Genomic DNA, 13,715 nt, shown 5'->3' with positions numbered 1-13,715 from the left:
CGAGATTCTGTTTCTCTTCGTTCTTGTTCCTGCCTTTCCTGAGCTTCCCTTTGGCGACGAGATTCTGCTTCTCTGCGCTCTTGTTCTTGTCTTTCCTGCGCTTCGCGTTGGCGGCGAGATTCAGCTTCTCTTCTTTCTTGGTCTTGTCTTTCTTGAGCTTCCCTTTGGCGGCGAGATTCTGTTTCTCTTCGCTCTTGCTCTTGTCTTTCTTGAGCTTCCCTTTGACGGCGAGACTCTGTTTCTCTTCGTTCTTGTTCTTGCCTTTCTTGCGCTTCCCGTTGACGGCGAGACTCTGTTTCTCTTCGTTCTTGTTCTTGTCTTTCTTGAGCCTCTCGTTGACGACGAGATTCTGCTTCTCTGCGTTCTCTTTCAGTATTTATATTCTCTTTGCCTGAAACCGATTCAGGTAGAGGTCTTATAGACGGAGTTGTTGGTCTCTCTGTGATTTCTGGTCTGGGACGTTCTCCCGGACGAGAAGGTTCCGGACGTTCAGGTCTGTTGATCGGATTGCGGTCTGGATTACGATCAGGATTCGGTCGATTCGGCAATTGAGGTCGATGAGACTCGTGAGGTCTACTCGGTCTCTCTGGTCTATTCGGTCTGTTAGGTTTATTATTCCAAACAGGAGGAGTTATATCATAGTCATAATACCAATTGTAACTATTGTCGTAATGCCAATAAAAGTAATTATCTGTATATGAAGGATAGTAGTTGTAATAATTGTCGTAATAATACTGATTATATTCATATTCTATCGGGTAATTATTGTAGCTGTCATTAGGATAATTACTATATTCATTGTTCGTTGTGTTATGATTTTTAGTATAATAAGTATCTTCTACATAATTGTTCGGACTTAATGGTTCTAAAATATAATTTTCACTTTCTGCATAGCTCATTTCTGAATTAGAATTAGCATCCGTCTTCGGTAGATTCCAATGCAAAGGGCGACTTGGAGTCTGCTCCGGAACGGTATCACCGTTTTTTATAGATACATCTTTTATAGTATCTTTTATCTCAGTGTCAGGTTTGTTATTCTCTTTATTATCAGATCGCTGATTACAGCTTGATGGTATAAGTAATGGGGCCAATATGGCAAAAAGAATTACTGTTCGTCTCATGGCGATATCATATTAGTTGTTATTAAAATGCGGATAAATGTTTTATAGTAATAGTCGGTATCTTAGTTTTGTCTTATTTGTTTATAGCATATTGATGTCTTTTATGTGTTTGTTATTGGTTGTAATATATCTTTAAGACTAATAAATTTAAGATTGGTTTAATTTAGTTTGTCTTTTTATCGCGTGTATGTCAAATTTACACAATAAAAGTTATTTAACAAATAAAATGGAGTAAAATGTATATCTATTTATAAAATGATTAATAATGAATCATTTTGACCGGAGGTGAATCAAATTTTTCTTATATTGTTCATTATATGTTATATCATTATGCCCTTCATTAGTTAATATGACTAACGAATCTTCTTTTTTGAACAAGGAGCTAAGCATTATCGAATTCTTATAATTTATAACCATGTCTGCGTCTCCATGAAAAATAACAATCGGCATTCTACAATTAGTAATATATTTATATGTCTCTAATTTATATTTTACCAAAAAGCGAGGGATGACGGGGCAGATATTTTGAATCATGTCAGTCATAGAATAATACGGAGCTTGTAGAATTAATAAATGAGGATTGTTTACGGATGCCAGCCAAGTTGCGGGGCATGTGCCTATAGAATAGCCTAATACGGTGATGCTATCTTCATCATACAATTCTTTCATTTTATCGTAGGCCGTTTGTATGTCTTCGAATAATTCTGCCTGACTATGAATTTCGCCTTCACTTTTACCAAAGCCTCTATAATCCAATAAAAATACATCGTATCCTAACTCTGTATAGAGAGAAGCTACACTTCCCCATGAATCTAAAGCTCCCGCATTACCATGCAGATAGAAAATTAACCCTTTAGGTTCATGTGCTCTGAAAAGTAGTCCATTTAGTTTTACTCCATCATCTGTTTGTATATATAGCCCTTTAAAATTTTCTTTAAAGTGGAATTTATAATCTTTGCCTAACTTATCAGGGTAGAATAAGAATCTTTCTTGGAAAAAGTAGAACGTACCGCAAAGTATTATATAAAATACCAGTACTATAGCAAGAAACCGAATCGCAATTTTTACCATTATATCGTATTCGTTATGTAATCAATAGGTAATAAAAAAGCATACATGGATTATCCATGTATGCTAAGTTAATATTAAATATAGAAAAGAATAAGCAGATATTACAAATTAAACTCTACACTTACAAATAAATATCTTTGTGATTTTGAATGATCAGGATTCAGATTTCGAAAGTTAGGAGCAATTTTCAATTGTTTTACAGGTTGAAATTCTACTCCGATCATCATCAACTGACCGTCAAGACTATTCCATGCTGTATTAAAACTATTCGGAGCCGAAGAGTCTACTAAATCGTAACGAGCAAATGTTCTCCATTTAGGAGCCAGTGCGATTGATGTATAGACAGAATACCCGAAATAATCTTTCTTCTCAACAAATCCTTTATTAAAAACGCGGTTGTATTCAGCGCCGGCAGAGATTTTCTTGTCCTTGTATCCTGCAAACACAGCCATTGTGTATTGATCTTTAAAGTTTGCATCTGTAACTCCTTCGGGTAAAGCATCTCTCAAGTTTTCACTTTCATTATAAACATCTCCATATATGCGGAGTATCGTATTTTTTGTAGGATGAAGGCTCAGCCCGGCAGCATATTTCATACTATTATCTTTTTTAATCTTCTTATATCCTTCTCCGTTGGTGATTCCCAAGTCTGCCGAAATGTACGGATTGAACGCATATTCTGCCGTTACTCCCATATCTACACTTGGCCCCATTTTGTTTAAGTCCTGAAATGATTTCATCACATAACGATGCATCCAGTATGTTTCTTGTACACTAAAGCCCATCAGCCCAATTAATCCGGCATTAACACTAAAACCTTTATCACTCCAGTTTACAAAAGCATTTCGTAGATATACTTCGAGTCCATCGGAAGATGTTTTTCCGGCAGCACCATCAATAACGACTTGAGCCTGTAACGTACGTGTGAATTTATAATTATACCCAAGGAGAGCTCTTGTGATATCAAACCCTGACTTATCATCATCACCAAAGCCTTTACTAAAATCAAGAAAGCTTCGAGCAATAATCTTCCCCGATGGCTTAAAGGCTAAAGAATCCTGAGCATAAGAGGTGGCACTACAAAGTATAGAAAATAGAAAGAAAATAGAAAAATATCGTTTCATACTCACAGTTTATAATTTCTCACAAAGTAAAATGAAAAGATTTGAAAATATAATCTTCACATTATTAATGTTTTGTTAAGATAATATGACGAAAAATATACGGAATGTATATATGTGCGTATTTCGTTGTGCTTTAGATGAATAGCGAAAGGTTTTATAGGGTTATGGTAATTGTTTTATAGAATCATGCTATTCATTTGTTCTGTATTTCAAATACTATGTAATAAAAATGATATATTTGATGTCGGAGAAAGTTGTATATGTAAGTTGTAATATAGTAATCTGAAAGTATAATGGTTTTAGATAAATATAGATACTGATAAAACTTAATATCATGAAGTCGAGCCCAACATTTACTAATGTCATTTTTATTGTCTGTTTTATATTTATCCTTATCTCCAATAGGGCTGTAGCTCAATCAGGGAAGGTAGATGCAAATGGAATAACTATTGCCTATGAAACTTTTGGCGACTCCAAAAACGAAGCGATTGTATTGATACAGGGAACAGGGGCAACTTTGCTGCATTATCCTGTCGAGCTATGTGAAAAGCTAGCTGCAAATGATTTCTATGTCATTCGTTTCGATAATCGGGATATAGGCTTATCTACTCACCTTGATTCATTGGGGCAGCCCGACTGGGTAGCTATCGGGCCTCATATAGGTACTTGCAATGATGCTTCATTACCCTATACTCTGTTGGATATGTCTAAAGATGTAACAGGCTTGATGGATGCTCTAAGGATTGACAAGGCTCATATAGTAGGAGCATCGATGGGTGGTGCTATTGCTCAATTAATAGCAATTCATTTTCCACAGAGAGTTCTGACTCTGACTAGTATGAGTGCTTCGTCGGGTAATCCTTTACGACCCCAAGGTGATGCAAATGCGCTGAAAACCATGGCAACACCTCCTCCTCAAACCACAGATGTCGATTCAATCGCAAATTATCTTGTCGGTGTTTATAAGGCTTTGGGAGGAATAGATTCCGATGAGGTACTGAAAGAAAGGGCTTTGAATCATGTAAAAAATAGAAACTGGAAACCGGAAAGCGTAAACAGGCAAGTAGCAGTAGTATTGATAGGAGACTACTGCGATAGGAGAGAACAACTGAAGCAAATAAGCCTCCCAACTTTAGTCATACAAGGCGATAGAGATCCAATAGTACCCTTGGAAGCAGGAAGAGAGGTTGCGGTATCTATTCCAAATTCTAAGCTATGTATAGTCGAAGGAATGGGGCATGATATTTCCCTCTCATTTGTTGATGAAATAGCAAAGTGTATTGTTCTGTTTATACAACAATCAAACAATTAGTAAATAACAAGAAGCTGTTCTTGAGGCTATTCAGTTGCAGTAATTACCCTATTTCTTAATATTTCTCATTTTGTTTAAAATCACAGAAAGATTATTTGTCGCTGTGTAAAACTAAATCTAAAAAGCAAAGACGACTTCATTATAAAACACTACTTTTGCAGCAACGCAAATTAATATTAATATGAAATATACAGAAGTGACTTTTACGTGCTCTCCCAATGATGAGATAGTTAACAGTATTCTATCTGCTACTATTGCCGATATAGGCTTCGAGAGCTTTGTTGAGAACGAATCCGGGACTACGGCATACGTTCAAAGTGACCTGTTTGATGAGGCTCAATTGAACGAAATTTTAGAAAATTTTCCTTATGAAGCAAAGATAACTTATACTTATAAGGAAATAGAAGAAAAGAATTGGAACGAAGAATGGGAAAAAAACTATTTTCAACCTTTGATTATCGATGATAAATGTATAATACAAAGTACTTTCCATAATGCGCCGGCGATATATGATTATAACATATATATAGATCCTAAAATGGCATTTGGAACAGGTCATCATCAAACCACCGAGCTGATGATAAGAGAGATATTGAAAGAAGACTTCACCGGAAGATCTTTGCTTGATATGGGCACCGGGACAGCTATTCTGGCTATCTTAGCCTCGATGCGGGGAGCCGGGCCGATTGAAGCAATAGATATTGATCAGTGGGCATACGACAATGCGATGGAGAATATAAAATTGAATGGCATAGATAACATTACGGTTAAGATAGGAGGGGCAAACCTACTTGTGAATATGGCTTTCGATGTTATATTAGCCAATATTAATAGAAATATTCTGTTGAATGATATTCATGCTTATGCGTCTGTTTTAAACAACGGTGGATGCTTGTATATGAGTGGATTTTATATTGATGATATCCCTGCCATAACCGAAGAATGCAAAAAAAATGGATTGACATTCTGTCACAATACACAAAAAGACAATTGGACTGCAGTGAAATTCCAAAAGGCCTAAAACGACATACGAGGAGGCTTCTGAATGAAACCTCCTCGTATGTTTGAGTTAATTAGGTATTAGGCTTTAAGGTAAATAAAGATTGTTTGGTTATCATTACAAAGGAACTACATTTATGAGTCCTCGCCAAATAAAAAAACATATTATAAAACATATTTTTTATAAATTTTGCTAACCAAACATGCCAATCTCTTTAATATTTTAACATTTAAATAGCCTACTCCCCATAGATACTTGTTTCCAAATAACTAAGAACAAGATTATTATAAATAATTTAACAAAAGGGCTAGTTCATATAATCCCACATTGGTAACTGTATCGGTTTTTGAGTCAAACAACTTTGAGCCTTCGCATCCAAATACTTCTTATGTACCACTATACGAAACATATATTCGCTGAACCATTTATCAGTAAAGGTTAAGTATCCCTTATTCCCTGATGCTGCACCCCAACTATTTTCAAACTCCCATTTAATAGGTTGATCGCTCATATCCGTATCACATCCTACAAGAGTCATGGCATGTGTCGATCCGCTTTGGCGGGTTAAGATGCGTGCTTTTTTGTCCATCGACAAGTTTACACCCAGCAATGATTCATAATCATACATTTCGGGATCTAATATACCTGATTCTCTATTCATCTGTTTGCCAACATCGCATGAAGCGTACATCGGCTCGTTGCTTTTGATAGAGGCTAACGCTGCTTTCTTAATATCTTCATTCGGCAAGTTCAGATATATCCAGTTTATACCTTCTATTGTGTTTTTATAATTCTGGATCTCATACAACTTGTAATATTCACGTGTAGGATCATTCATTATCATTATATAGTTGCTCGGAGAATAATCTTCCGGTGTAATCTCTTTATAAAACTGTTGAGGCGTATAGCTGCTGAGTTCTCTAACGCTTCCGTTTTTATCCTTATATCTCCATGTAAACTGTTTTGGGGGCTCGCCAAGGCAAAGAACCAGAATCCGGTATACATCCTTCAAGATAGTTGCTTTTTCGTTTCTTAGCTCCTGTATCTTTTTCCCTGAAGCTGCTTGTTCGCGAAGATTATATCCTCCTAGACGCAGTTTTTCGTTTACAAGGTTGATCATCTGTCTCGTATTATTTGAATGTGCCGTTTCCGGCATTACTTCTTGAGGTACAACTCCATATTTCTGTCCAAGATTGTAATATAGATTCCAGACCCCACCGTCACTTACAGGTGACTTGAAGAGATATTCTACGGTTCGGTCATCGAAAGAATCTTTGCTTGTTGCGATTATATTTTCTAAAAATAAATTTGATTTTTCAAATATATCCCAGAAATATAGATAATTGTGAGAGAAGTCAAATTCGCTCAGATTGTATTTTTCGATGATGGAAGGGCGCAATACATTCATCGATGTAAACATCCAGCATCGTCCCGAACTTTTTTGATCGGTGATACCTTTCACATTTACCCGATATTTGAAGTAATGGTCTATTTTCCCTTGAAGACTGTTGTTTAAGGCATTTGCAGTAATATTGGCATTTGATGTCAGAACGTTTTGGATAGCTTTAGTAGCAGGGTCTTCTTTAAAGCTAGACTGTATTTCCTGCAATTCTTTCTCGGTGATACTTTGAGAAGAAACAGCAAGAGAAAAGCATAGCAAAAAGCCCGTGAATAGATGTTTTTTCATAAAATATGTCTTTTATATTTGAATGTAGAATAACTAATTATGCAAAAATACGAAATATTGATAGATATTTGTTCTACATGCCAATTATAATAAATATTTGTTTAAACATAATGCTTAATCTTCATCAAAGACTTTTATCTTTGCATCGTTAAAAAAATATCTAAGAAATGACATCAGAAATACAACCGGCATATTCGAAACAAAGAATTAGATATGCTGTTTTATCTATTTTTATTGCTCAAGGATTATGTTTTGCCAGTTGGGCTAGCCGCCTTCCGGATATAAAGAAAGATTTTAATGTAGAAAGTTATCTACACTACGGCTTATTAATGTTTCTCCTTCCGATGGGAAAGTTTATCGCTATTCCTGCAGTTGGTTTTCTACTTCCTCGTTTAGGTAGCAAAAAAACTGTTTTAATTAGCATTATCGGATATGCGCTGTCCTTGTTTTTGGTTAGTATTGTACCCGGAATTACAGGATTAGGGATAACATTGTTCTTATTCGGTATATTTTGGAATATGACTGATATTTCGTTGAATACGCAGGCTATTGAAGTTGAACGTATTTACGGAAAGCCCATAATTGCGACTTTTCATGCGAGTTGGAGCTTGTCTGCGTGTATCGGAGCTATTATTGGTTATTCGATGATCAATCTGAATGTTATTACTTTCTATCATTTTCTAGGTATGGCTTTGCTTGCTATAGTCATTGTTATGCTTAATTACAAATATCTTCAAGAACCAGCTAAAGCTGTTGAAAAGGAAGAGGATTTAAATACTGCGCAAGGAGCTAAAGCGAAAACCGGCAAATTGCATCTCCCTGAGTCGCTTCTCATACAGCTTGGATTGGTATGGCTATTGGCTCTTATCGTTGAGAATACAATGTTTGAATGGAGCGATGTATATTTTCAGTCTGTGATCAAGGCACCGGAATCATTGCAGGTTGGATTTCTTGTATTTATGGTGATGATGTTTGCGGGGCGTATGCTTACTAACTTTGCATATACTATTTGGCAGAAAAAGACTGTGTTGCAAATAGCAGGGGCACTTATTTTTGCAGGATTTATAATTTCGTCCCTTTTTATCGGGTATTCCGACGCTTTAATTACCAAAGTAATTATCACTTCTATAGGCTTTATGCTGATCGGTTTAGGGATTTCTTGCGTTGTGCCTACTATCTACAGTATTGTAGGAGATAAGGCTAAAACTCCGGTGGGAACGGCGTTAACTATCATGTCGAGTATTAGTTTCGTTGGTCCATTTATCTCCCCATTACTTGTCGGTTCTGTGTCCGATGCTTACGGACCCAAATGGGCATATCTTATTATGAGTGTAGTCGGATTACTGATAATAGCTGCAGTATCGTTCGTAAAGAATTTAAGAAAATAAATATTCTATCTTATAAATAGAAAAAGGCTTTTAGACAACAACTAAAAGCCTTTTTTATTATTATAAATTCCGGATAATTAAAATTCCGGAATAATCTGTTCGGCATTCTCAATCCGATCTTCAACATCTTCTTTTGTTCCGTTGAAAGGACCCGATCCTTCTATTTTTATGGTGGCCATAGCTGCTGCAAACCTTCCGGCAGCTTCTATTGTTGCTCCTTTAGCTCTCTGATATAAGTAGCCTGTAACGTAAGTATCGCCGCACCCTGTTGCGTCCACTACATCTTTCGGCTTATAAGCCGGTATTTTATAGAAGTTGTTTCCATCATAGATAACAGATCCCAGACTGCCCAAAGTAACCAAGACTTCTTTTACTCCCCAAGCATGAAGTTGTTTAGATGCTTGTTTAATGTCTTTCATTCCTGTAAGAACTTCCATTTCCAGATCATTCACTTTCAGAACATGAACATGTTTTAGTATCTCTTCTTTATTAGCCCAGTCTATCGGGTAGACATTTTGGTCTCTCACCTCTCTTAGATACCCTTGAGAGTCTATTGCTATCAAGCCTTTTTTAGAAAGATATTCTACCAGCTCCAACGAGAAATCATCGGCAAGTAAAGCGCCTAAAAGGAATATGTTGGCATCTATATCTTTTAGTGCGTCAACAGAAAAAGGATCAGCTTTTGCCAACACTCGTTGAGTTCGGTTATTCTGATTCTCTTCATAGATGTTTTCAAAATAGACAGAGTGCTTACTCGGTACTACATGCACATCTACGTCTTTTGAACGTAAATCATCCACTACAGACATTTCTGACTGAGCCAACGATGCTACCAATGTATAATTTATATCGGTAAAATGACGAATAGCGTGTGAAAAATAAAAAGCCGTACCGCCGGGCATATGCACTGTGCTTTTGGGTGTAACTACTTTATCTAAAGTAATATGCCCAATGCAACAAAGATCATGTTTTTGCATTACTTATTTTTTTGAAATGCAAAAGTAGTAAAATTAAGTTATACCGAAGTTCTCATTTCAATTTTATTCTCTTTTTGATAATGCTAAGAGTCAGCAAAAAATGTATTTTATCTTCAATGTTTTTTGATAAGTTCAGATTATTTCCGCCCTGTTAAACGATTTTCACTAGACTAATAAAGCCAATTATATTTTATTTATTCATACTTTTTTCTTTTCTTTGTTTTTGGCTTGGATACAATATCTGAACCGATACGCAATAATAGGAAATGAAAAAGTATTTATTTATAATATTAGGCTTAATCTCATTAGGCCTTGGACTATTGGGAATAGTAACTCCGGGACTTCCAACCACACCATTTATCCTTCTTACCGGCGTCTTATTTGCTAAAAGCTCGCCTCGTCTTCATCAGAAATTGTTAGATCATAAGATCACAGGACCATATATAAGGCGCGTTAATAATGGCTTTAGTACAAAAGGGTTGATTATATCCATTAGTATCATGTGGATTATGATAATTCTTACTACATTAGTTGTATTTAAAAGTAATCAGACAATGCAATTCGTGATGTTGGGATTAGGTTTTGTCGGTACTGTTTCTCAAATAATTGTTTTACGTAAGAGAAAAAAGAAAGAAAAGGTTCTGTTAACACTTGATAACGAAGAAAAAGATAATAATAAGCTGAAGGCCTCTTAATGGGCACAAAAGAGAGCATTTATATTATAAAAATGTTGATGTTATATTTTGTTATTTTATGATATTTATTTTCCTTTGTATATGAAGGGTTATAGACTAAAAAAAACAATCTAATTAAATTATGGAGAACAACGATCAGAACAATCAAATTCAAATAGAACTGCCGGATGATATTGCACAAGGCATATATTCTAATCTGGCTATTATAGCCCATTCGTCATCAGAATTTGTTATCGACTTTGTACGTATTTTGCCCGGTATGCCCAAAGCCAAAGTACAATCGAGAATAGTAATTACCCCTGAACATGCGAAACGCCTGTTGTATGCTCTGAATGAAAACATAAACCGATTTGAATCTCAAAATGGATCCATACAAGTTGATAATTCGGCAGGTTTTTTACCACCGATAAACGGTCCTATTGGAGAAGCTTAAATCAGGTATTTTATAAATAAATACAAAAAGCAAGAGAAATGAAAATTGGTATTCCTAAAGAGCTGAAAGCATTTGAAAATCGCGTTGCCGTTACGCCGGCAGGTGTGCATGAGTTGGTTGTCTGTGGACATGAGGTATATATAGAAGCCGGAGCCGGACTTGGCAGCGGAATCAATGATACTGATTACACAGCTTCCGGTGCTAAAATATTAACTACGGCAGAAGAAATTTATGCCATTTCGGATATGATTGTGAAGGTTAAGGAACCTATCCCGCAAGAATATCATCTTATCCGCGAAAATCAAATAGTGTTTACGTATTTCCATTTTGCATCGAGTCTTGAGCTAACAGAAGCTATGATAAAGAGTAAAGCTATCTGTATAGCATACGAAACCGTTGAATTGCCCGACCGCTCGTTACCGCTACTTATACCGATGAGTGAAGTGGCCGGACGTATGGCTATTCAAGAAGGTGCTCGCTTCCTCGAAAAGCCGCATCTGGGAAAAGGCGTCTTGCTTGGTGGTGTTCCGGGTGTGAAACCTGCGCACGTAATTGTAATAGGTGGTGGTGTTGTTGGAGCTCAGTCGGCTAAAATAGCTGCAGGAATAGGTGCAAAAGTAACCATTCTGGATAAGAGTCTTCCGCGTCTTCGCTATTTGAGCGATATTATGCCGGCTAATGTTACAACAAGATATTCTGATACACATACAATAAAAGAATTGATAAAGGATGCTGACCTTATAGTGGGCGCTGTGCTTATTGCCGGCGATAAGGCTCCTCAGGTAATATCGAGAGCAATGCTCAAAGATATGCAGCCGGGAACCGTTATGGTGGATGTGGCTATCGACCAAGGTGGCTGTTTTGAGACATCAAAACCAACAACGCATTTAGATCCTGTGTTTGTTATTGATGATGTAGTGCATTACTGTGTTGCCAATATACCGGGAGCTGTTCCGATGACATCAACATTAGCTTTGACGAATGCTACTTTGCCGTATGCATTAAATCTGGCTAATATGGGCTGGGAGGCAGCATGCCGTGAGCATAAAGATCTACGCAAAGGATTGAATATTGTAAAAGGAGACGTTGTATATAAGGCCGTTGCTCAAAACTTCGGACTAGAATATAAAGAGTTTCAATTTTAAAAAAATAAACAGACATAATAGAGCAGATGTCTGAATTCAATTTTTCCTAACTTTTTAGCAACCTAACTTATAAACAAGATAACGCTGATTATGTAAGTGAAACGTTGATCAAGATATCGACAATAAACGAGTAAAATAAAATCCTCATATATTTACTAATATAAAATTATTATTTATGGAACTACTAAATGCATCGTTAATAGACTGGTCTAGAGGCCAGTTTGCTATGACAGCAATGTATCACTGGTTGTTTGTTCCTTTGACATTGGGTCTGGGGGTCATTATGGCAATCATGGAGACAATGTATGTACGTACAGGCAATGAACAGTGGAAAAAAACTGCGAAATTTTGGATGACTATTTTTGGTATCAACTTTGCAATCGGAGTTGCTACAGGAATTATCATGGAGTTTCAGTTTGGTACCAATTGGTCAAACTACAGCTGGTTTGTAGGAGATATTTTTGGCGCACCATTGGCAATTGAAGCGATCGTTGCATTCTTTATGGAAGCAACATTTATTTCCATCATGTTTTTTGGATGGAAACGTGTTAGCAAAAAAGCTCACTTGGCAGCTACTTGGTTAACTGTTACAGGTGCAACCCTTTCGGCTGTGTGGATATTAGTGGCTAATGCATGGATGCAATTCCCTATTGGTATGGAATTTAATCCGGACACAACTCGTAACGAAATGATTGACTTTTGGGCTGTGGCATTGTCACCCGTAGCTATAAACAAGTTCCTCCATACAGTACTTTCCAGTTGGATTTTGGGGGCTGTATTTGTGATGGGTATAGCTGCATGGTATATGCTTAAGAAAAGGGACACAGAGTTTGCTCAACAAAGTATGAAGGTTGCTACAGTTTTCGGATTGATAGCATCATTACTTACTATTTATACAGGTCACGGTTCGGCTGTGCAAGTTGCAGAAAAACAACCGATGAAACTGGCTGTAATGGAGGGTCTCTATGAAGGGGGCACAAACGAAGGACTGGTCCTTTTTGGTATTCCGAATCCTTCTAAAAAATCATTCAATGACGGGGAAGATGCGTTCTTATTTCCTCCAATTAAACTTCCGGGTGCACTCTCTCTAATTGCATTCTATGATACGGAGGCATACGTGCCGGGTATTAAAGATATCATAGATGGAGGTTATCCAAAACCGGATGGAACAACCGCTTTGTCTTTTGCCGAAATGCAATCTAAAGGTAAAGCCGCGATACAGGCATTGGCAGACTATAAGAAGGCTAAAAAAGACGGAGATGATGCTTCGGCTGTACAATATAAAGAAACATTGAAAGCTAACTTTGCTTACTTCGGGTATGGCTATCTTGATAGCCCCGAGCAGTTAGTTCCTAACTTATCTAAAACCGTATATTGGAGTTTCCATATTATGGTTTATCTGGGTGGATATTTTATCCTATTGTTCATGGTTATGACATTCTTTGTTTATCGAAGAAAAGGTCTTGAGCAGAAAAAGTGGCTTTTGTGGATTTGTCTTTGGACTATCCCATTGGTATATGTTGCAAGTCAGGCGGGATGGTTAGTTGCCGAAGTGGGGCGTCAGCCTTGGGCTATACAAGATGTACTTCCTCTACAAGCTGCAGTGTCTGCGGTATCAACTCAATCTGTAGTGATAACATTCTGTTTGTTTTTGGCATTGTTTACCGCACTGCTTATTGCAGAGATACGTATTATGCTGAACCAAATTAAAAAAGGACCGGCAGGCTCACACTAAAACTTGATTTTTTAACTAAAAAAAGAT

Annotated in this window: 12 protein-coding genes; 7 read left to right on the top strand and 5 right to left on the bottom strand. The window is 36.8% G+C overall.

Features of this window, described 5'->3' with window-relative positions; translation table 11 throughout:
• The 3 genes from B3P17_RS10080 to B3P17_RS10070 all read right to left on the bottom strand — a co-directional run.
• Window positions 1–1,121: hypothetical protein (locus B3P17_RS10080; protein ID WP_291105344.1), on the bottom strand; the 1,121-nt coding region annotated here is incomplete at its 3' end.
• A 270-nt stretch (window positions 1,122–1,391) separates the two neighbouring features.
• Entirely contained in the window at window positions 1,392–2,192 is an 801-nt protein-coding gene (locus B3P17_RS10075; protein ID WP_252638073.1) for an alpha/beta hydrolase, read from the bottom strand.
• Between the two features lie 101 nt (window positions 2,193–2,293).
• Entirely contained in the window at window positions 2,294–3,316 is a 1,023-nt protein-coding gene (locus B3P17_RS10070; protein WP_252638072.1) for an outer membrane beta-barrel protein, read from the bottom strand.
• A gap of 334 nt (window positions 3,317–3,650) precedes the next feature.
• On the opposite strand from B3P17_RS10070, the gene B3P17_RS10065 reads away from it, so the two are divergent.
• Window positions 3,651–4,628, top strand: coding sequence for an alpha/beta fold hydrolase (locus B3P17_RS10065; RefSeq protein ID WP_252638071.1), 978 nt, complete (start codon window positions 3,651–3,653; stop codon window positions 4,626–4,628).
• A gap of 181 nt (window positions 4,629–4,809) precedes the next feature.
• The gene (prmA, locus tag B3P17_RS10060) at window positions 4,810–5,649 is read left to right on the top strand and encodes a 50S ribosomal protein L11 methyltransferase (RefSeq protein WP_252638070.1); all 840 of its coding nucleotides are present in this window, start codon (window positions 4,810–4,812) and stop codon (window positions 5,647–5,649) included.
• Between the two features lie 286 nt (window positions 5,650–5,935).
• Here the strand turns inward: prmA and B3P17_RS10055 are convergent, their stop codons facing one another.
• Entirely contained in the window at window positions 5,936–7,315 is a 1,380-nt protein-coding gene (locus B3P17_RS10055; protein WP_252638069.1) for an aminopeptidase C, read from the bottom strand.
• 167 nt (window positions 7,316–7,482) lie between these two features.
• Here B3P17_RS10055 and B3P17_RS10050 point away from each other — a divergent pair, with 167 nt between their 5' ends.
• On the top strand, window positions 7,483–8,703 hold the full coding sequence (locus B3P17_RS10050; RefSeq protein ID WP_252638068.1) for an MFS transporter: 1,221 nt from the start codon (window positions 7,483–7,485) through the stop codon (window positions 8,701–8,703).
• A 77-nt stretch (window positions 8,704–8,780) separates the two neighbouring features.
• On the opposite strand, the gene B3P17_RS10045 is transcribed toward B3P17_RS10050, so the two are convergent.
• Window positions 8,781–9,680, bottom strand: coding sequence for a PfkB family carbohydrate kinase (locus tag B3P17_RS10045; protein ID WP_252638067.1), 900 nt, complete (start codon window positions 9,678–9,680; stop codon window positions 8,781–8,783).
• Window positions 9,681–9,946: 266 nt separating this feature from the next.
• Between B3P17_RS10045 and B3P17_RS10040 the strand changes: the two genes are divergently transcribed.
• The 4 genes from B3P17_RS10040 (at window position 9,947) to B3P17_RS10025 (ending at window position 13,688) form a co-directional block, all read left to right on the top strand.
• A complete protein-coding gene (locus B3P17_RS10040; RefSeq protein WP_252638066.1) occupies window positions 9,947–10,375 on the top strand; it encodes a YbaN family protein in 429 nt (142 codons plus the stop codon).
• A gap of 121 nt (window positions 10,376–10,496) precedes the next feature.
• Complete coding sequence (locus tag B3P17_RS10035) at window positions 10,497–10,808, top strand: DUF3467 domain-containing protein (protein WP_006842800.1); 312 nt, start codon at window positions 10,497–10,499, stop codon at window positions 10,806–10,808.
• 38 nt (window positions 10,809–10,846) lie between these two features.
• Entirely contained in the window at window positions 10,847–11,953 is a 1,107-nt protein-coding gene (ald, locus tag B3P17_RS10030; RefSeq protein ID WP_252638065.1) for an alanine dehydrogenase, read from the top strand.
• A 175-nt stretch (window positions 11,954–12,128) separates the two neighbouring features.
• The gene (locus B3P17_RS10025) at window positions 12,129–13,688 is read left to right on the top strand and encodes a cytochrome ubiquinol oxidase subunit I (protein ID WP_291105338.1); all 1,560 of its coding nucleotides are present in this window, start codon (window positions 12,129–12,131) and stop codon (window positions 13,686–13,688) included.
• Window positions 13,689–13,715 lie beyond the last annotated feature (27 nt).

Source organism: Dysgonomonas sp. UBA7630, assembly GCF_002483985.1.
Taxonomy (GTDB): Bacteria; Bacteroidota; Bacteroidia; order Bacteroidales; family Dysgonomonadaceae; genus Dysgonomonas.
The sequence above is the reverse complement of the archived record's forward strand: the minus strand, read 5'-3'. Positions and strand labels throughout refer to the sequence as shown.